General features: G+C 67.0%; 16 protein-coding genes. 8 read left to right on the top strand and 8 right to left on the bottom strand.

Going from position 1 to position 19,049, the window contains the following annotated elements:
- Position 1: 1 nt before the first annotated feature.
- The gene (locus OG257_RS30210) at positions 2–3,490 is read right to left on the bottom strand and encodes a HelD family protein (protein ID WP_329212658.1); all 3,489 of its coding nucleotides are present in this window, start codon (positions 3,488–3,490) and stop codon (positions 2–4) included.
- Between the two features lie 430 nt (positions 3,491–3,920).
- Here OG257_RS30210 and OG257_RS30205 point away from each other — a divergent pair, with 430 nt between their 5' ends.
- The 4 genes from OG257_RS30205 to OG257_RS30190 all read left to right on the top strand — a co-directional run bounded on the left by OG257_RS30205 (position 3,921) and on the right by OG257_RS30190 (position 6,646).
- A complete protein-coding gene (locus tag OG257_RS30205; protein ID WP_329212657.1) occupies positions 3,921–4,418 on the top strand; it encodes a phospholipase in 498 nt (165 codons plus the stop codon).
- A 173-nt stretch (positions 4,419–4,591) separates the two neighbouring features.
- Positions 4,592–4,933 (top strand): hypothetical protein, encoded by a 342-nt coding sequence (locus OG257_RS30200; RefSeq protein ID WP_329212656.1) that lies wholly within the window; start codon positions 4,592–4,594, stop codon positions 4,931–4,933.
- 5 nt (positions 4,934–4,938) lie between these two features.
- Positions 4,939–6,321 carry a hypothetical protein gene (locus tag OG257_RS30195; protein WP_329212655.1) on the top strand — a complete coding sequence of 461 codons (1,383 nt, stop codon included), beginning with the start codon at positions 4,939–4,941 and terminating at the stop codon, positions 6,319–6,321.
- A 40-nt stretch (positions 6,322–6,361) separates the two neighbouring features.
- Positions 6,362–6,646: a hypothetical protein gene (locus OG257_RS30190; RefSeq protein ID WP_329212654.1), complete on the top strand. Its 285-nt coding sequence runs from the start codon at positions 6,362–6,364 to the stop codon at positions 6,644–6,646.
- Positions 6,647–6,906: 260 nt separating this feature from the next.
- Here OG257_RS30190 and OG257_RS30185 read toward each other — a convergent pair whose 3' ends face one another.
- The 7 genes from OG257_RS30185 to OG257_RS30155 form a co-directional block, all read right to left on the bottom strand.
- Positions 6,907–8,415, bottom strand: coding sequence for a competence protein CoiA family protein (locus OG257_RS30185; RefSeq protein ID WP_329212653.1), 1,509 nt, complete (start codon positions 8,413–8,415; stop codon positions 6,907–6,909).
- 181 nt (positions 8,416–8,596) lie between these two features.
- Positions 8,597–8,998, bottom strand: a complete 402-nt coding sequence (locus OG257_RS30180) for an ATP-binding protein (protein ID WP_329212652.1) — start codon at positions 8,996–8,998, stop codon at positions 8,597–8,599.
- Between the two features lie 101 nt (positions 8,999–9,099).
- Positions 9,100–9,681, bottom strand: a complete 582-nt coding sequence (locus tag OG257_RS30175; RefSeq protein WP_329212651.1) for a hypothetical protein — start codon at positions 9,679–9,681, stop codon at positions 9,100–9,102.
- Positions 9,682–10,188: 507 nt separating this feature from the next.
- Positions 10,189–11,001: a hypothetical protein gene (locus OG257_RS30170; protein WP_329212650.1), complete on the bottom strand. Its 813-nt coding sequence runs from the start codon at positions 10,999–11,001 to the stop codon at positions 10,189–10,191.
- Positions 11,002–11,070: 69 nt separating this feature from the next.
- Entirely contained in the window at positions 11,071–13,440 is a 2,370-nt protein-coding gene (locus OG257_RS30165; protein WP_329212649.1) for a hypothetical protein, read from the bottom strand.
- 131 nt (positions 13,441–13,571) lie between these two features.
- Positions 13,572–14,825 carry a hypothetical protein gene (locus tag OG257_RS30160; RefSeq protein ID WP_329215424.1) on the bottom strand — a complete coding sequence of 418 codons (1,254 nt, stop codon included), beginning with the start codon at positions 14,823–14,825 and terminating at the stop codon, positions 13,572–13,574.
- Between the two features lie 157 nt (positions 14,826–14,982).
- Positions 14,983–15,432 (bottom strand): ATP-binding protein, encoded by a 450-nt coding sequence (locus OG257_RS30155; RefSeq protein ID WP_329212648.1) that lies wholly within the window; start codon positions 15,430–15,432, stop codon positions 14,983–14,985.
- Positions 15,433–15,622: 190 nt separating this feature from the next.
- Here OG257_RS30155 and OG257_RS30150 point away from each other — a divergent pair, with 190 nt between their 5' ends.
- The 4 genes from OG257_RS30150 (at position 15,623) to OG257_RS30135 (ending at position 18,987) form a co-directional block, all read left to right on the top strand.
- Positions 15,623–16,234, top strand: a complete 612-nt coding sequence (locus tag OG257_RS30150; RefSeq protein ID WP_329212647.1) for a DUF6461 domain-containing protein — start codon at positions 15,623–15,625, stop codon at positions 16,232–16,234.
- A gap of 302 nt (positions 16,235–16,536) precedes the next feature.
- A complete protein-coding gene (locus tag OG257_RS30145; protein ID WP_329212646.1) occupies positions 16,537–17,004 on the top strand; it encodes a hypothetical protein in 468 nt (155 codons plus the stop codon).
- 223 nt (positions 17,005–17,227) lie between these two features.
- The gene (locus OG257_RS30140; RefSeq protein WP_329212645.1) at positions 17,228–17,581 is read left to right on the top strand and encodes a hypothetical protein; all 354 of its coding nucleotides are present in this window, start codon (positions 17,228–17,230) and stop codon (positions 17,579–17,581) included.
- A complete protein-coding gene (locus OG257_RS30135; RefSeq protein ID WP_329212644.1) occupies positions 17,578–18,987 on the top strand; it encodes a hypothetical protein in 1,410 nt (469 codons plus the stop codon). The genes OG257_RS30140 and OG257_RS30135 overlap by 4 nt, the downstream gene beginning before the upstream one ends.
- The last annotated feature ends 62 nt before the right edge of the window (positions 18,988–19,049 follow it).

Below are 19,049 nucleotides of genomic sequence, written 5' to 3'. Positions count from 1 at the left end.
GCTATGAGTGCTCCGCCCCCAGCGCGATGTCGGCGCCCTGACCGGCCCACGTCTGCTGCGACGTGCGCCACAGGACGTCGACGCCGAATACGTCGTGGACGGTGGCGGCCGACCAGTCCTCGGCCGGCGGCCCGGACAGGACGAGGCAGAGGTGGTCGGCCGGCATGGCCAGAATGTGGTTGATCTCGCGGAGGCGTGCCGCTCCCGAGCGGAGGTCTGCGTACATGTTGAGGCCGACTCCGAGCACCTCGAAGAGCACGTGGCCGGTCTCCGTGACGCAGTTGACGTCGACGACCGGGTGTTCGGGCTCCAGCTCCCGGCCCGCGCGCAGAAGGGCCGCCTTGAGTTCGAAGCGCACCGCCTCATGGGTCTTGCAGGTGCGGTCCTTTGCGGCCGAGACCGCGAGGACGCCGAGGAGGCCCGAGGGCTGTTCCACATGTGCCGGTGCGGTGGGGGCGTCCGTGGGGGTGGTCATAAGTTCTTCTGCTTTCGGCTCGGACTGCTCAGGTGCCTTGGGTGTCTCGGACGGTTGCGTGGAGTCCGTGCCGTCCTTCTCGTTCTCCGCCACCGGGACGGCCGCGCCACCGATGCGGCGTTCGATAGTCCGCCGTGCCTCCGCCAGGTCCTCGGCCAGGCCACTGCGCTCCAATTCGGCCCGAAACCGGTCCAGGTCCGGTACGCCGGAGGAGGACGCGCGGGTGGCGTTAGCCGCCAGGTCCCGCAGCAGGTTCAGTCGGGTCCTGTCCGGGGAGCCGAGGACATGCCAGACATCCAGCCAGTCGTGCTGGTCCAGACGCAGGCAGCGGTTGGCCATGCCCTTGAGCTCCGACAGCCGGGCACGGAAATCCTCGGGGACGTTCCCGCCGGCCAGGTCCTCGACAACTGCGAGCGCGTCCGCGTAACGCCGGGCCATGGTGGACGAGATGGGCCGACGGCCACGTTCGTCAACGGTGACGAAACTGACGCTGGAAGCATGACGGAGTACCCAGGCGTCCAGCTCCGCCCCATGGACGGGAGGCGTGGAGCCGTGGCGCACGGCCATGAGAAGCGGGCGGCCCGTGGCGGGGGAGATCGCCTCGACCTTGTAGTTGCCGCCGGTGGTATGGCCGATGACCCGGACCCGGATGTCGGTACCGATCTCCGGGATGTCTGCTTCCACCGGTGCGGCGCCGGTGCCGGAGCCGAGTTCTGTCCCGGGGAGCAGTTCCTGCGTGATCCCGGCGGTGCCCGTCAGGGCGTCCGGCAGGGGGGAGGTGTGCAGAACGGTCAGGCTCTGGGTACTGCGGGTCAGCGCGATGTAGAGCTGGCGCAGCCCGGCCGGGCCGCGGTCGGCGATGGTGGCGGGCTCCACGACGAGGACATGGTCGTACTCCATGCCCTTGGCCTGGGTGGCGGCCAGCACGGACACCGCCTCACGTTCGTGTTCCGTGATGCCGTCGGCCGCGTCCAGATGGCGGGCGATCTCGTCGAGCCATCCTGAGTCGTCGGGAACGATGACGGCGACGGAACGAAGGCTGCGCCCGTCGCTGCTGCCGACGAGGCGGACGGCCTGGGTGACGGTATCGCCGAGCAGCTTCCACGGCTCGGTGGCGATCGTGCGTACGGCCTCCGCGCCGGCCTCGCGCACTGCACGCGGGTAGGGCAGCGAGGGGGCGACCGTGCGAGCCAGCGGAGCGACGAACTCCATGATCTCAGCGGGTACGCGATAACTGGTGGTCAGCTCTTCGATGCGCCAGTCACCGTGGTCGGACAGGAGCGCGCCGAGGCGGTCCCATCCCGGGTACGGGTACGGGCCGGTGGCCTGGGCAAGATCGCCGAGTACGGTCATCGAGCCGCCCCTGGCGACGCGGCGTCGCAGGGCGCGGGCCTGCATGGGGGTCAGATCCTGGGCCTCGTCGACGACAATGTGGCCGTACCGCCGCGGCGTCTCACCCGTGACGAGGTAACGGAGTTCCTCCAGACAGACACGGTCGTCCAAGGTCCACGGATCGTCCTCTGCCTTGTCGGCCCGCGGCCGGTGCAGCGCGGCCCGCTCCTCCTCGTCGAGAATTCCGTCGGCACAGGCGCGCAGCAGGTCGGCAGAGTCGTAGAGGCTGCGCAGAGCCTCGCGGGCGCCCGGTGAGGGCCACGCTCGGTCGAGGAGGCGCTCCACCTGGCGGTTGCGTTCCAGGCTGCGGCGGATCGTCCCGTCCGCTCCGCGACGCGGGGCCAGAGCAGCGAGTTCCCGCAGGAGGCGGTCGACGAGCAGGCTACGGAAGCGCTCGCGGCGCTCACGGTGGGGCCCGTCACCGCCGCGCGCCTCCTCGAAGAGGGCGTGAACCTCCGTGCGCGGAATGCGCAGAGTCGTACTGCCGACGGTGATGGTGAAGGCGGGCTCATCGCCCTCGAAGGAGGGTGCGGTGAGGAGGCCGTCGACGGCCTCCGGACGGCACTCGTGCTCGACGCGGCGCCGCAGGACCGCCGACATGCGTTCGTCGGACTTCACCAGCCGCGCCTGGGGTGTATCGGGGCCGAGCACCTCGCCGTCCCACAACCGGGACAGCTGTACGGCGTTGACGTCGCGGGTTCCGAGGGTGGGCAGGACCTGGCCGACGTAGTCGAGGAAGCGCTGGTGCGGGCCGATGACCAGGATGTCCTGAGCCTTGAAGTGGTCATTGTTGACGAGCCAGGTCACACGGTGCAGACCGACGGCGGACTTGCCCGTGCCCGGCCCGCCCTGCACAACGAGGATGTCCGAAGGGGAGCCGGTGACCAGGTCCATCTGGTCACGGCGGATGGTCTCGACGATGTCCCTCATGCGGCCGCTGCGGGAGCGCTGGAGCTCCCGGAGCAGGAAGTCGTCCGGCTGGAGGGGCTTGCGGCGCTGGAGCCGGACGACATCAGCGGGGGTACGGACCGGTGGGCGCCCTCCGCGTGCGGCGATGTCCGACCACTCCGCTCCTGTTCCGCCGGCAACGGCAGTCTCCGGCACGGCGGCATCGTCCCCGGCCGGCCGAGGCGTCGGCACGGCCGGGAGCATGGGAAGGGCAGGATCGGGGACGGGGAGAGCCGGAGCGATGTCATCGAAGTAGTCCTCGACGACGCGCTGCACACACCGCAGTTGACGCCGCAGGGCGACGTCGCCGGGCGCGTGCGGCTGCGCCGCGAACCACTTCGTCGCCAGCGGGCTGGTCCACAGCACGACGACAGTGTCACGGGTCCGGATGTCGGAGACGGCCCGTCGCCCGACGTACCAGGGCAGGGGCGCACCTCCTGGCTCCTCCGGCGCGTCGACACGGGCGGTGACGAGTGATTCGCCACCAAGTCCGTCGTATGCCGCCGCCTTCTCCTCCGCGTCGAGGCGGTTGGCGATGCCGTCCTTGTTGCTGGCAGCGGCTGTGGCTGCTGAAGTCCCGGTCATCTCGGCGAGTCGCTCGGCGTAGCAGTCGTACGCGCGGTCCACGGCCTTCTGCTCATCGGCGATGACCTGGTCGCGTGTGGTGGTCTTCATCTGCTGTCCCTCCCTGGCAGCGCCCAGGGGAACGCCGCTACGGGCATGCAGCCACACCCGTCAACATATGCATCACGACACCATTTTGACGGTCGACCAGGTTGCGCCCCGCGGCCCCTGCCCGCCGCTCACGGCCCGGTGCCAGCGGTCCGACACGGCGACATCCGGGCCGGGCGGCAGCCTTTCGCGACGACCTACCGACACCCAAGCATTGCATTCGTTGACTCAGTTCACAAGTCCCAGGCGGTTCGGGAATGCCGAGCCCCACCGGGCGGCCCCCCGACCACTCCCCGACACTCACACCAATTCTTGGCGTCCAGATGGCGCAAGAGCTAGGCATGGCAGGTACATGGCGTCATTCTGGAGCGGCTCGCGAGACCCGCGAGAAGCACGGCCACCACAACTCCCTTTCATCCCATGGAGGTTGCTCATGCGTCGCCGCTTCGCCACCTTGCTCGCCACAGTCGCCCTGTCGCTCCCGCTCGCCCTGATACCCGCCGCATCCGCTTCGGCTGCCCCTTCGGACAAGCCCCAGGTCCTCAGCTCCTGGACCCAGACGAGCGCCTCCAGTTACAACGCCTGGAATGCCGCCCGCAACAACCAGGGCGCATGGGCCGCGTACGGCTTCGACTGGGGGACGGACTACTGCAGCACCTCCCCCGACAACCCGTTCGGCTTCCCCTTCCAAACGGCGTGCGCCCGCCACGACTTCGGCTACCGGAACTACAAGGCAGCCGGCACCTTCTCCGCCAACAAAGCCCGCATCGACTCCGCGTTCTATTCGGACCTCAAGCGCGTGTGTGCCGGCTACTCCGGCGCCACACTGACGTCCTGCAACGCCACGGCCTGGACGTACTACCACGCCGTGGACATCTTCGGCGTCGCACCGGCCGAGGTGGGCTCCAACAGATCGCCTCAAACCGCCTGACCGCCGCCGATCCGGACCGGGCGCGCGCATTGCGGCCCGGCCCGGATCGGGTCGGCGCTCGAAGCGGTCACCGGACGCAGCGGATCAACTCCCGGCCGTATGGGGCACGTCCGTGCGACGGCGGAACACACCCTCCCCTATCCTGTGACCATGATCCAATCGGGGGACGGAACATGACAGGTCACAACGACGGTTACGCGGTCAGCGGCGCTTCCATCAATGGCAACTCCAACCTGCTGGTAGAGCTTGCCGGACTGCTCTACCAAGGTCGTCCCGACGGCGAGCTGACCGTCACGGCCCGGGTACCACGCACCCACCACGAAGTGTCCGAGGCGCTCGACTCATTTGCGCGCTTCAGCAACGACCAGTTCCTGGACACCGTGTCGCTACTGGCCGCTCTCTCCACGAAGCTCAGGACCGCCGGTGGCAACTACGCGGATGCCGATCACGCGACTGACGCGGAAATCCGCAGGATTCTCGCATCCGGACGCTACGTGGCACCCGAGGACAGGTGAGCACGATGACCTATCGCATCGACGTCGAGTTCCTCGAACTCTGCAATCCGGCTCTGATAGAACGCAATGCGCAGGAGTACCGTCGGCTCCATCAGCTACTGGACGCGACCGACAGCACGTTCCTCAAGGCCTCCCGTACCGAGTGGGTGAGCGAGGCCAACGACCTCTACGAGAAGCGGCTGCGCGAAGCGGAAAGCCTTGCCACCGCCCTCTCGGCTGCCTTCCGTAAATCCTGGGCGGCGCTCGTCGACTACGCCGACGCCGTCGAACGTGCCAAGACGCGTTTCGAAAGCGGGCAGTCGAGCGAGGCCGAGTTGTCCAAGGTCATGTCGAGAGTGGCCGAACCGGTCACGGAGACGGCACAGCGGGCGGAGCCGATGCGGCAGTGGGAGGACCTCCGTAAGAGGACCGGCGTGCTCGACTGGTTCGCGGAGATCACCGTGGACGTCGACGAGATCAGGGAGGAGGCCGAGCGACACTACAACTCGGCCAAGCACGCCTTCGACGACGCCCGGCGGATCGAGGGCGAGGCGCGGTCGACGTGCGTGGCCGAGCTGAACAAGGCCCGCCGTTCGATTCCTGACTTCCGCGGAGATGTACCGGACCCGTCGATCCTGCTCGCGGGGATGCCGGCGTTCCGCCTAGAGGTCGGCGAGTCGAGGCGCGACCCCAATGTGGCTCTGCCCGGGGTAGGCCCTAAGGTCGACGGAATACCCGCGAACGTCGGCACCGACCGGGTCTCTCCCAAACTCCAGGACATCCGGACCCGGCTCGACGGCATGCCGGCCGCCATGGACCAGAACCAGTGGCTGCTGTCGAACTCCGACGCGGATCGTAGGGAATGGATACGTACCAACCGCGAACACATCAGAGATGCCGCCGCCTACACCGGCCTGCCGGCTGACATGATCGCGGGAATCGCCTGGCAAGAGGTACAAGGTGACCCGAAATGGTTCGACGACGTGAGTGACCAGTACCGTCAGAACCAACACGAGGTGTGGCCCGAATTCCAGTGGGTGGCGGACAAGGTCGGCCTCACCGGTGAAGCGGACCAGACCTCCATGGGCCCGATCGCGATCCAGATCCGCAGGTCGGCGGAAGTACTCGGGTACGACCCGGAGAACATGACACAGGTCCAGCGCGACGAGGTCGAGAGGGCTACCCAGGATCCGGCGACCAACGTCTACATCGCGTCCGAATATCTGGCCCAGTTGAAAGCGGAGAGTACGTTCGCCGATGTGCCGGCCGAACAGATGACTCCCGCGCAGTACCAGGAACTCGCCGCCCGGTACAACGGCGGCCCGTATTGGCAGACAGGCGACGCCCAGGCATACGGTCGCGGCTTCACTTACAAGATCGATGAAGCAAGGCAGGCCTTGGGTGACTGAGCAGAACACGACGAGTCAAACGAGAAGGTCCCCGGGGAGGGTGGTCGCGACAGCTCTGTGCGCCGTCTTCTTGCTGGTACTGAACACCGTCGGCGGCTTTTTCGTACTGAACGCCCTGCTGGCCGAGCCCCAAGGGCCATGGGACACCGGAATCACCGACACTGCGCGGGCGATGGCTGTCTTCGCCCTGGTGACCGAGCTGCTGGCAGCCGCGGTGACGGCCGCCTTCGTCGCATTGGTGGGCCTTCGGCGTTGGTGGTACGCGATCCCTGTCATTCTGATTCTGACGGCGATCGTTCGGATGGTGTTCGCTCCGGCTCCGTGACGGGCCTCGGCTGAAGCGAAGCGTCCTGTCATCGCTCGGTCCCCCCGTCGGCCCCCGAGAGTGCAATCGGCGCGCCACCCTGCCGGGATTGTGGAAGCCTCAAGGTCCTTACAACCGAAGCAACACGCCCGATTACCGAAGGCAGATTCTGTGACCGCAGAGCTTGGCACCAAAGAGCAAGTGCGTCATGTCCGGCAGGTGTGGCTAACCAGCCAGATAGGCGCTCGTGAAACCTGCACAAAAGCCGGGCTCTGAGAAGATCAATTCGACCTCTTCTTCTTTGTCCGAGTCGACTTCGGCTTCCGTTTTGGCTTCGGCTGAGCCTTTCTACCTACCGCCGGCTGCGATGCACCCCTGGACGCCTTCTTCGTCTTACGCCCGCCGTCCCGCTTCACTGGATGCGCCTCCAGCCAACGCCGCGCGATCTTCACCTCTTCCACCACAGCGGCACGACGGTGCTGAGGGGCCCGGTCGATCTCCTCGTCGGCACGCTTCAGGAGTACACCGATACGGCTGGCACTGCCCCGCTGCCTCGCACCGCGAAGGGCGGACACGAAATCGACATCTCTCCGCGGAATGGCACCAAGCACCGGGCCGCCCTGGACATGCACGATCATGCGGTGCTCCGCCACCTCTGATCCCTGTCGGCCTACGGTCCCGTCCGACGCGAGTTGCAGACGCAGGGGTGCCGTGCGGGAAGGCACGCCGTGCACGGCGAATACCCGGTCGGCCTCACGCTGGCACCAGTGCCTGAGCACCGTCGCGGACGCCGGGACACCGCAACCCACCGCAGCCACGACTTCGGCAACATAGGGCGGAGGGTTCCCGTCGTCCGCACGAAGCAGGGCCGACAGCATGGGCTCGCTCCTGCCATGCGTGTCTACCTCCACGAGCATCCTGAGGCGGTCTGAGTCAGGGAGATCCTGCAGATCAGCTCCTGCCGAGCGGCAGAGAGCATCCCACGTGGGGCGGGTCCTGAGACGGGCGGCTGCGATGAGGGCTTCCCGCAGCGCTGCTACCACCTGCTCACGTGACCTCTTAACTGCACTCTTCGTGGCGCCGCCGGGCGCGGCGGAGGGCCGGGGGCGGGCGCGCGTCCGCCTTCTTACCGCGCCTGGCACGTTCAGCCCTTCCGGTGTCATCGCGCAGGCGTCAAGCCGCACCCAGTCGGTGCTGCTCCGAGGCTCTTCCGCCCTGATCCGGATGCATCGTGCAGCCCCGAGTGTCTCGAAGCGGAAACGAAGCAGAAAGCCGTACTGGTCGTACATCGCCTCCATGGTCTCGTGGTGCGCCGAGCCCGGCCCGAAGATCCAGTCGAGAGAGGCCGCCTCGCGAGCCAATTGCGAACAGGTCCCAGTCCATTCCTGGTGGGAGAGCCTGCTGAACTGGAAACGCAGATGCTGCCGGCCCCCGCTGACGCGGAAGTCGACAGCGTCTCCCGGTCCCGTACCGAGATTGCGGAGACTTGCGCGCCCCTTCAATTTCTGCCGACCGGCCCAACCTGCGAGGTCCTCCTTGATGAAGAGGTGGTCCGCACTGCTCGCACCGGTCGCCGTCCGATGGCAGGAGGTGTTCGGCCGATGAGCGAAGTGACAGACCTTGTCCCGGTACAAACGGTCTGACAACTCGCTGCCGCAGCCGCCGAGCTGACTACCGCACCAGTAGGTGTTCCGAGGGTGACGACGACGCCAGAATTCGAGCTCGTCGGCGTCCGCTGGCAGGATGATCGCCGTTCCCGAGTTGCGCCCGCCGATCACGGCGGTCTGCACGAGCCGACTGTCGAAAGGAGCCATGACCCTCCGAGGAACACTCACCCCAACAGGGGCGAACCTGAAAGTATTTCTGGCAAGTATGCAACCCATGCACTTAGTTCACAAGGTCTCAGTTGCCTCACTCGCTTGAGTACCGTTCGCCGCGTCCACCTCCGCGCAGACCGTCTTGGTGCAGGTGTCATGAACCGTGCAGCCCCAGCGGTGCGTACGCGTCGACGATGAGGAGCCCGCGGCCTGCGGTGGCATCAGGGAGGGCGGGTGACAGGTTCGACAGGAGGCGCTCGGGGCGGGTGTCCGTCACTTCGATACGCACGGCGTGGGGCAGGAGCCCGAGAGCCAGGCGAAAATCACGGTCGGGCAGGCGACCGTGGGTGATCGCGTTGGCGGCCAGTTCAGCCGTGACCAGGGCGACCGTCCAGGCGTTGCCGGAGCCATACGCGATCCCCCACGCGGCCAGCTGCTGAGGCGGATGACGAATTCGGCCGGCTCGGCGCGGAGTCCGGTAGCGGCGTTTCTCGGTGACATGCGGCCACCGTGCCCCCGCGCCCTCGGTGTCGGCCAGGGTACTCCGCCGTACCACGGCGCACCGTACGGCTGTTGTACGAGTCGCCGCCGTACGACACTCGGCAAGTGCTGACGATCAAAGCCGCGTCGTCTCGCTGCCTGTCGCGCACGGGTTCGTCATTCGTCGATGCCCAGATCAGCACGCATCGACTGCTTCAGTGCTCCCAGGTAGGGCCAGACCTGCTCATGGAACGCACCTTCCAGGGCCGCCAGTTCCTCGGCGTATGCGGAGGGTTCAGCTCCGTACTTCCTGAGCGTGCCGTACGCGGTGTTCAAAGCCGTCTTGGCCGCACTGGCGGCACGCAGCACCGCGTCCGGGAAGACCATCTGGGACTCCGCGTAACTGTCCCGAAAGCCCAGTCGGGCCACTTCCAAGCTGGCCAGCGCCGCATCGACATCCTGTCTGCCTCGCAGCGCATGCACGTAATTGGTCATCTCCGTCACGTACTGGCGTGAGGCGGTGTTCAGTGTGATGTAGCAGGTGCGCCGCCGTTCAAGGCTCTCGCTCTGCCACTGCCTGGCCTGCTCCGCCTGGAGCAGCGCCTCGGCATGCCCACGTTCCTCGCGCCGCTGTTCAGCGGAGGCCTGGAGCTCCATGCGCTTGATGCGGTCCGCGCGATTCTGGGTCAGCAGCGCGGCTCCCAGCGTTCCCGCCACGCCGACCATGGCGATCAGTAAACCCGCCCAGCTTGCACTCATACTCGTTCCCCCTTCATGAAGTCGAAAGACTGGGTCGCGGCACAACTCGAACTCTTCAAGCGAAATCGGCCACCATTGGTGAACTCAAGAAAATGCCCTGCCCCGTGCAAACGCGGCTCCCACTTCCGGCCTACGGACGGCTGATCCGAGCCTCTCGTGATTCCCTGCGGTACTTCGCCGAGTTCATTGGGCCATCGGATTACCCGGATGCAGTCCCTGCAGATCGCGGCCATGAGTGGGCGCGCCGGTGGACAGAGAGCTCCTTGCAGCTTCCCGCAGAAGCCTCAGGCAGATTCGCCGTGTCCGCATCATGAGCCGGTAAGTCCCTTGCAAGAACTGCCAGTTAAGTCAGGTGGACCTCTTGTAGGGACACCATGAAGCAGATTACGCGTTCGGCGAGGTCCGCGGAGGGGGATTCGAGGGGCATCCTTGGGCAGGGGGCCGACAAGGTGGTACGGGGGCCAAGTGCCGACTGCAGGCTCCTCACAATCAGGCCCTCGACACTCGTCAGTACGCGCCGATCGACCAGAAGACGCCCACCTCGTCGTGGCTCACCGCGATCACGCCCAGGTCCTCCAACAGGTCGAGGCCGTTGATGTACTCGCCGGTGAGGAAGTGGTGGGACTCGGTGCCCTTGAGGCCCGCCGTGAGGAAGTCCGGGGCCGGCCCGGACGCGGCGGCCCTCGCGTTGGTCCAGTAACACGCATCCGGCCCGTACCGGTCGAGGAGTGTACGGGCGTCCGTCAGCACGGCGTCCTGGTCCGGGCGGGTTCGCACGGGGGCGCGCTCCCCCATCCATTCCTCCGTCATGACAGCGAGGGCAGTATCCGCCGCCTTCCTGTCCAGGGGGTACAGGTGATCGGCCAGCTCTGATGCGGCAGGCGGATCGAAGGGGTAAGCGGGCACGCTGTCGCGAGCGCTGTTGGTGCGGTCCGGATCCAGTCGGACCCACCCGCGCGGGTCACGGACCGAGCGGTGCAGTACCGCCAGCACGTCGTGCGCCCAGTTCTCGTGCGAGCGAGGCCCTGTGGCCACGAAGACGTACGGGTCGCCGAGCAGCCGGACGGCTGCCACGTTCCAAGGGCACACCCGCGTGCGGAACTCCTCCAACAGGCTGCCGACTTCCTGCGTGAAGACGTCCCCGGGCTGCCGAGAAAAGCCCTTGAGCCGGTCGAGAGCCCAGTGAACGAGGTCGCCCGCCTCATCGACGGCGTGACCGTCGAGTCCGTCAGGCAGCAGCGGAAGATCCGCTCCGTCCCGGAGATCTTCCAAATGGGCGTCGAGCACGTCGAGGGCAGTCCTGCCGGAAAACGGCGTCATCTTGTCACCCTGCGTTCCGGATCATCGGGACGAGAGAATCGACCTGCTGTGCGCACCATGGACTCCCGCTCACTCCCAGGAGCTCGCTTCAGGGGTAAGGCGGGGCGGCAGCTCTCTCGGCGGGTTCCCGTAGGCAGCGTGGGCCCGTTCCTGCTCGCGACGCCATACTCGGCGCAACGCCTCATCGGTCGATGGAACGGCAAGACCCGCAGCACCGAGTACGTCGCGGAAGAAGGGGACGGGTCCGCCGTCCGCTCCCAGCACGAGCGCCGAGAGCACCGGCACGTCGTTCGGAAGCTGACTGTCCAGCGACTCCATCCGCTGCTGCAGATCGGGCCGACGCACGCCCCCGTCCAGGTGCAGGGCCGGAATGGTCTCCCCCAGGGCCGCCACACCGATAAGTTGTCTCGTCAGCCACTCCACTGGGTCTCCCGCAGTCGCCTTCGCCTGCTCAGCAGACTGGTGCGGAGCTGCGGGAGCTGTCGCACGCCGCCGTCCCGGCACCCCTACGGACTCGCGCCCCCGCTCGGCTGCCCGAAGCGTGTACTCCAGCAGACTGACGACGAACTCCGGGGTCTCACACGCCACCTTTTTCTGCTGCTGCCCCTGGGGCCGCCTCTCGCCTTCCCGGTAGGCGAGCCAGGCTTCCGCACGACCGAGAGCTCTGGTCGCCGGCCTGCGGGCGTCCTTGCCCAGCCCGGGTATCAACGCGTCGAGTCGCGTGACGAGCGCCCGTACGCGCCGTGCGTCCTCCGGGTTCTGGACCTTCGGCTCCACCCTGGGCTCCCTCACTGCCGGGGCGGTCCGGGGCTTGGCGGGTTGTTGCGGCGCGCTCTCCTGCTCCCGCTGCTGCGGCACGCGCCGCTCGGGCCTGAGAGACAGCCGAGGCGGCATCAGGCGTGCGGGCTTTGCGTAGGCGGCGAAGGCCCGGTCGGCCTCCACATCGGCCCAACGTGTGATCTGCGACGAGCGCTCGGAGTCAGCCACACCAAGCCGGGAAAGTAGTCGCGGCAGATACGACGGGGGCGCCCCGTTCTCCCTGACGAGCGCGGACAGCACCGGCACGTGCTCCCACAGCGGCTGATCCACGTCCAGGAGCAGGGAGATCCGGTCCTCGGTCGTGCAGGTGTCGAGTGCGCGACCGACGGTCCGGGCGAGCTCTTCCCACGTCGTGGTACGGCCCCGGCGGGCGCTCTGCCTGAGAGCCTCGCGCAGGGCGTTCACCTGCTTGGGCCAGGTGCTGGGGCCACGCGGGGCCTGAGCCTGCTCCGAGGCTTTCTCCGAGACCTTCTTCGCTGCCCTCTTCAATGCCTTCTTCGAGGGCTGAGCCACGGTGGGCGCTACTGCCGAATTCCTGCCCGCCGGCTGCTCGCGGCGAGGTGCCGTCACGGCCACCGGCTCGATGGTGCCCCCGGGAGGCGGGGTCCACAGTCCCGTGCGCTGGGCTTCGTGTGCGTTGAGCCTCTGGTAGCGGTCCGCCTTGACGGCCCAGCCGCCGCCGTCCTCGGCCATCAGGACGCGAGCACCTTCGGAGACGCGGTAGACGTGTTCGGCGGGTGGGCTGTCGGTGTCGCCCGGCAGGGAGACAACGGTCCGGACGATGGGGCCGTCCACCGGCTTCACGTCCGCGAGGAGGAGTCGTCGGCCGTTCTCCTCGAAGGGCGAACGCTCGGGCGTCATGGCTCCCGGGACGGGTGCGAAGACCACCGAACCCAGGACCGGGAAAGCGATCGGCCTGGGCAGCGGCCGGGACAGGCGGATCTCCTCGACATGAGGCGTGACGATGCCAGAGGGTGTCAGGGTGCAGTCCTCGAGCGGGGTCCAAGCGACCGTACGGTCCCGGGCCTCGGCGCCGATGTCCACGCGCCGCTCCCCTCCGACCGTTTCGCAGCGCACGCGGAGGCAGTAGCCCTGGCGGCCGAGGAACTGCTGGGTGACAGGCCCTTCGGTGCCGAAGATCCAGTCGATGTCACCGCCCTGCGCGCCGAGGTCCTCGGCGCTTCTGCGCCATGTCCGGTAGTCCACCGCGCTGAGCTGGAAGCGCAGTCGACGGCGACTGTCGGCGAGATACACATCGACGGCGTCACCGGGGCTGGTCCCGAGATCATGTGTCTGTACCTTGCCCTGGAGCTTCCGCACCTCCATCAGGCGCCGGACGCCCTGCTTGATGAAGAGATGGTCCGCACTGGATTCGCCGGTGGCCTTGCGACGGCAGACGGGGGCGTCCGGTTGGTGGGCGAAGTGACACACCTTGTCGGTGCACCGGCGGTCGCTCAGCTCACCGCCGCAGCCACCGAGCTGCAGTCCGCACCAGTACGTGTAGTCCGGGTGCCTCTTGCGCCAGATGTCCAGCTCGAACGCGTCCATGGGCAGGATGATCGGGAGGTCGGAGTTCTTCTGACCGATCACGGCAGTCTGGACAAGGCGATGGTCGTGCAAGGCGGGCACCCTCCCCCGTGAGAAGCATCCCGGCAAGCATGGCAATCATTGACTCAGTTCACAAGTGGCGCTACGCATCCCATGCTTGGCGGTACAGCCGGCTGCGCACGTACCCGATGACCGGCGCCCGCTCAGCCTTTCTCGTCTGGCTCTTCATCGCGTCCGCGCCGACGGCGCACTCGCTCGGCGATCCCACTGGCGAGCTTCTCCGTCACCGAGCCGGCGCGGTCAAGGGTCTCGCTGCCGAGGCTTCTGGCGGTATCGACACCCTTGGCTCCTGCCTCAAGCGCCTTGTCCCTCGCCTCCACTGCCGCATGCGCCCATCGCCTCTCCTCCGACGACTGCCCACCGGCCTCGATCCCGAGCAGCGCGTGGAAGTCGGAAACGCACGTCGCGACATGGTTGCTCGACTGCACTACGGCCGGGGACTTGGCCGGGTGCAGCAGCACCTTCGCGTTGGCCGTATCGGCAGCCGCGTTCATCCTGGCCAACAGACGCTCGGTGGTCCGCAGGATGAGTTCCAGGCGGTCCTGACGGGCAGCCTTCAGCCCGAGGCGATGCTCGTTCAACTCCTCCGGTGACACGTCCAGCACTCGGTCGAGTTCGAGCACAGCCATCGCGTCCTGCAGCTGGAAGCAGCGAGCCAGAACAGCGAGCCACTCCCGGACGGCGGACTCAGCTTCCTTGGCCGTCGTGGCAAGATCACCGATCTTGTCCTTGTGCTCCATCTTCTCGGCGACTGCGTCGAGTTGACGCAACGCGTACACCTGGGTCTCCGCGATCGCCGTCGGCGCGGCCTGGACTTTCGACCAGGTGATCTCGTCGACTCCCCGCCTCTTCCCGCGGATGGTCATGACCTCCTCGACGACGAAGCCCACTCCGATCATGCGGGCCAGCACAGCGTCCTTCTGGGCGCGCAGCACGTCGTCGACCTTCGCGTCGATCGTCGCGAGATAGTCGGTGATCTCGTCCATGGTCTGCTGCATCGCGACCTGCGACATGAGCTTCGCGGCATTGGCGAGAACCGCCGGGTTACTCAGAAGCGAGCGGGGGGCCTTCACGAACTCGACGAATCCCCTGATCTGCCCCTTCTGCCCCTTCACCACACCCGTACTGAAACCCGTCTTCGAACTCTCCCTCAACCCGTACTTCTTGACGAGCCGTGCCGACTTCGGGGTCAGCTTCACCCAGCGACCGGAGTTGGCGGCAAGGTCCGAACCCACCTGCGCGGCTACAGCCCCGACACCGATGACGGACTTGAGCCGTTGCGCTCCGAGGTCCTTCGACGCGAGCCCCTCCGAGGCGAGGAAACGTTCGACATCGGCCTCGTTCCCAAGGACCGCCAGTCCGTCACCGTCACTGATCAGCTGAATCTCGTTGTCCATCGCCCGCTCCTGAAGTGGCTTCTCACAGTTGGGGGTGCGCACGGTGTTCGCCGGTCAAAGCCGACGGCTTGTCCTGTCCGGGCCGGCACGTCGATCCTTCACATCGGAACGCCTCGTCGGGACGCCCCTCTCCCCTCGACGACAAGACTGTCACTCGTTAACTGAGTTCACAAGATAGCCCGGATACCACTTCCGCCCAGACCGTTTTGGTGTAGGCGTCATGAGCTGCGCAGCCCCATCGGTCCGCGTACGCGTCAACCAGGAGGAGCCCTCGCCCTGCAGTGCCATCAGGGAAGGTGAGCGCGGGGTTCGGTAGCTGGCGTTCGGGACGGGTGTCCGTCACTTCGATGCGCACGGCATGGGGCAGAAGCCCGAGAACCAGGCGGAAATCACGGCCGGGCAGACGGCCGTGGGTGATCGCATTGGAGGCCAGTTCGGCCGTGACCAGAGCGACGGTCCGGGCCGTGCCGGAGCCGTACGGGATATCCCAGGCGGCGAGTTGCTGCTCGGCCAGCCGCCGTGCGAGGCGAGCCCCTCGCGGGGTGCTGCTGAGGCGGACGACGAACTCCGTCGCCTGGGATCCCCCTGCGGTGCAGATCGGTGTCATGCAGGCAACCGTGTCGGCGCGCCACCGCCCAGACCAGGGCATCCTGCCGTACCTGTGCGCTCGGTACGGACGTTGTACGGGTCGGGACAACCGTTGTACGGCATGGCCACGTAGACCCCCTCCACGCATCCGCCGACGCCTCCGATGACCGTGACGATCGGGTGTCAGCGCCGTCTGCCATTCTGCGGACATGAGCGACCACAGCACCGCCGCCGACTACGGATGGCTCGAAGAGCAGTACCCGCACCTCACGGAGGCGTACTGCGTCACGCTCATCCAAGGGCTGTCATCCGATGCGCTGCTCAAGGCTCTGGGAGCCGAGCCTGGCGAGCGGATCACCGGGGTAGGCGGACTGAGTGGGCCAGCGTACGAGGAGTGGGAGTCGGACGAGCGCTTCGTGGGGATCGCACCCGTCGGCGATTGGTCACTGATGGTCGAGTACAACGGCTTCCTGGGCATCGACATCGAGACCATGCTTCCCGTCTCGCGCGGCCGGACGATGGTCTCCCACTACCGGAACATCAACGCGGTCGACCACTTCTACTGGCACGAGGACGGCGCCACCCGCCTGCACTTCGAGCCCCTCTTCCCCCATCACCGCGACGACAGCCATCCTGACGAACTGCTCACCGCGATGCGGGAGTCCGGCTTCGACCTCAGCGACGAGGCCGACGCGAGCTTCGACGGGCACACCGAGGCCGCCTTCGCTCTCGCCGAGCGCATCACGGGCGTGCGCCTGACCCCGGAGCTCTTCGCCTCCGCGGAGTTTGACTGCGGTCGCGTGCCGGAGCCTCGCGCATAGAACGCGCGGCCTTGCCGCGGCCCGACACGGAAGACGAGGCGATAAGGGCACCAGGGGAACACCCCCTGGCGGCCTTGACTGCACACCCTGGACGTCTGAGTGTGTTCCGACAGCGAAAGGCCAACGCGATGGGTGACGGTCGCGTGCCACCGAATCGTGGGGCAGGAGCCGGTGACGCAATGCGGCGGCTGACCTGGACCACGCCGTGCCAGGGGGCAGGATTGAGCACTGGACTCATAGCGTTATTGGTTGCCGTGGTGGGTGTGACCGGCACTCTGCTCGCTCCGATCACCACCGCTTGGGTGAGCTCACGATCGCGCCGCCAGGACTTCGAGCTCCAGCAGCTCTCGGAGCGGGCCAAGCGGCACCTCGACGACGCCCAGGCCCACCTGGAGCGTCGACGCGAAATCTACGTCGCGCTGAACTCCGGCGCCCGACGGTATCGGTTCCACATGATGGAAGACCTCTACGCGATGCGTTCCGGGGCCGACCCGGCCCCCGCGACAGAGGTAGTCCGGGCCGAGTTCCAAGACACCTATGCCCAGGCTCAGATGCTCGTCCCCGACAACGTCCTGCAGCCCTGCCAAGCGGTCCGAGTGGAGCTCGCAGAGGCCAAGAAGCTCATGGAGTCGCTGACCGAGGACGGTGCACACGACCAGCAGAAGTGGCAGGAAACCCACACCTTTCTGATCCAGATGTGGGACGCGATCACGGCGATGCAGCTCGCCATGCGTCAGGACCTCGGCATCTCGACACCGCCCCACCCGTGAACCGAGCGCGTTCGCCACTGACACCTCAGGTTGCCGACAGTGCGGCCGACGCGCGCTCCCGCCCAATCATGTGCGGGCCGCCGGTCGCCGGAAAGGCTCGGGGAGCGAGCGCAGTGGTACCCATGTCTTCCGTTCTCCCCCTCCTGGAGTGGCGGGGTCTCTAAGATGCAGGAGTCGGTCGGACCATCCGATAACCGGAATCCAGCGCAAAGGATGAGACAAGGTGACTGTCGAGGCCTACTGGGATAAGTCCGACGAAGAGCTCTACTCTCTGCTCGGGGCGGAGCTGCTGGGCGAGGGCTTGGGGCTCTCCCCCGAGGATCAGGAGAACCACCGGCGCTTCGGGAAACAGTGGTTCGGCAACAAGCACAGTGAACTGCAGCGCAAGATCTGCCATCACGAGAAGACGCAAGGCCTGCTGGGGACCACGGGATCGGACAGGCTGATCGACGCGTTCACCATCCACGAGCTCCTCACCGACCTGGATGACGACCCCACCACAGCCGCATTGATCGCCGTCCTTGTCGCACGGGTAGGTCTCGGCGCCTTCTGCCGCACGTCACCGGCTCCGTCGTGATCCGCAAAACGATGGCGGACCGCAAGTACGAGTTGCTCCGGGCCGACCGCGAAGTGCAGCGCGGCGAAATGAGGAAGCGGCTGCGTGAGCTCGGGGACGAGGCGGGCCTCCGAGAGCTCGAAGCCGCCACAGCAGCCTGGCAGCAGAGCGAGTGGGCCGGCAAGTACGAAGACATGATGACCGCGCCCGAGGAGTTGGTGACAGAGCAGCTGAAAGCCGCCATGACCGACCTCGGTGCGAGTACGGAACGCCTCGCCTCCGTCCGCGTCGTGAAGACCCTCAGGGAAGACGTCTCGGCACAGATGACGCCGTTCTCGGACGGTTCAGGGCTGGTCAATGTCGCCGACGCGACCCTCACCTTGTGCTCCCACTACGCCCGGTACATCTCGATCTCCCTGACCCAGCTCGCCTCCGGGTCTTTTGGCGCGACCGTACGGGCGGCCAGAGCAGGAAACATGGGCGGGGACCCGGCCGTGCTCACCGGCCTGCTGCGCTACTACTGCACGAACCAGCGGGTGTACGCCTTGGCGGCGAAACTGGGACTGCGGCTGGATCTCGAGGCCGAGAAGAACGCCGCGTTCCTCTACCTCCAGGCCAGTCAGTTCATCATCGGGCACGAAATAGCCCACCACGCACTGGGGCATCAGTCCGCCGTGAGCGGCTTCTCACCTGACGAACACATTCCGGTCTGTTCGGACAACCAGGCCAGGGAACTGGAGGCGGATCTGTTCGCCTACCGCGCCAGCAAGCGGCTGATCGAGCAGGAACTCGCCGGTCATGCCGAGGCTGCCGACGCTGCGACCTTCTCCCTCCTGGGGGCCTTGATCGCCATGCTGGCCGTGCACCTGACGGAGCGGGCGCTGTTCATCCGCCGAGGCTGCACTCACCCGTCCGCCCGCGTCCGGTCTGCGCTGCTTCTCGACCAGGTCGGCGAGCGGGAGCAGCAGTTCGCCAGAATCTTCCTCAGCACGCCGTTGGCTGCGACGGAAGCAGCCTCGACCATCTCCGAAGAAGCCCAGCTCTTCTCCTGGGAGTTGGCCGGCACACCGCCGGTCTACACCTCGTTGCCCCACATGGACATGCTCAAAATTGCCCATCTCGACGCGTGGCAGTGCCGCCCGGAGTCCTGGCACCTTGCCCTGCTGGAGAGTGAGAGCCAGGAGTCCGGCGCATGGCTGGGCGAGGCCGCACAACTCGCCGTCAGCGGAAACCCCGCGGAGGCACTGCGCCTCTGGGGCGTACGCAAGGCCGGCATCGCTCCGCTCTGCGATTCGGCGAAGCCACTCTTGTTCTTCACCCTCATGGACAGCCTGAGACAGGGGTTCAAGGCGCGGGGTGTGGAGAGCGTGCGAACGGATGGGTACGCCTTGGCGGCGGCGACGTTGGCTGCCCGACACCTGACTTGATCTCCGTCCCGTTCGGCGGCAGTGGCGGCAGAAAGCGCTGGTGCCGGGCGGGCCGACAACTG

The organism is Streptomyces sp. NBC_00683, from assembly GCF_036226745.1.
In the GTDB taxonomy this organism is placed as follows: Bacteria; Actinomycetota; Actinomycetes; order Streptomycetales; family Streptomycetaceae; genus Streptomyces.
Note: the sequence above shows the minus strand (reverse complement) of the source record. Positions and strands in the feature narration are given on the sequence as shown.

What these genes read in the sequence shown, in the direction of transcription:
- OG257_RS30160 (WP_329215424.1), bottom strand. Translation starts at nt 14,825, where the DNA reads ATGGACAACGAGATTCAGCTGATCAGTGACGGTGACGGACTGGCGGTC.
- OG257_RS30200 (WP_329212656.1), top strand. Translation starts at nt 4,592, where the DNA reads ATGACAGGTCACAACGACGGTTACGCGGTCAGCGGCGCTTCCATCAAT.
- OG257_RS30170 (WP_329212650.1), bottom strand. Translation starts at nt 11,001, where the DNA reads ATGACGCCGTTTTCCGGCAGGACTGCCCTCGACGTGCTCGACGCCCAT.
- OG257_RS30155 (WP_329212648.1), bottom strand. Translation starts at nt 15,432, where the DNA reads ATGACACCGATCTGCACCGCAGGGGGATCCCAGGCGACGGAGTTCGTC.
- OG257_RS30175 (WP_329212651.1), bottom strand. Translation starts at nt 9,681, where the DNA reads ATGAGTGCAAGCTGGGCGGGTTTACTGATCGCCATGGTCGGCGTGGCG.
- OG257_RS30150 (WP_329212647.1), top strand. Translation starts at nt 15,623, where the DNA reads ATGAGCGACCACAGCACCGCCGCCGACTACGGATGGCTCGAAGAGCAG.
- OG257_RS30210 (WP_329212658.1), bottom strand. Translation starts at nt 3,490, where the DNA reads ATGAAGACCACCACACGCGACCAGGTCATCGCCGATGAGCAGAAGGCC.
- OG257_RS30195 (WP_329212655.1), top strand. Translation starts at nt 4,939, where the DNA reads ATGACCTATCGCATCGACGTCGAGTTCCTCGAACTCTGCAATCCGGCT.
- OG257_RS30205 (WP_329212657.1), top strand. Translation starts at nt 3,921, where the DNA reads ATGCGTCGCCGCTTCGCCACCTTGCTCGCCACAGTCGCCCTGTCGCTC.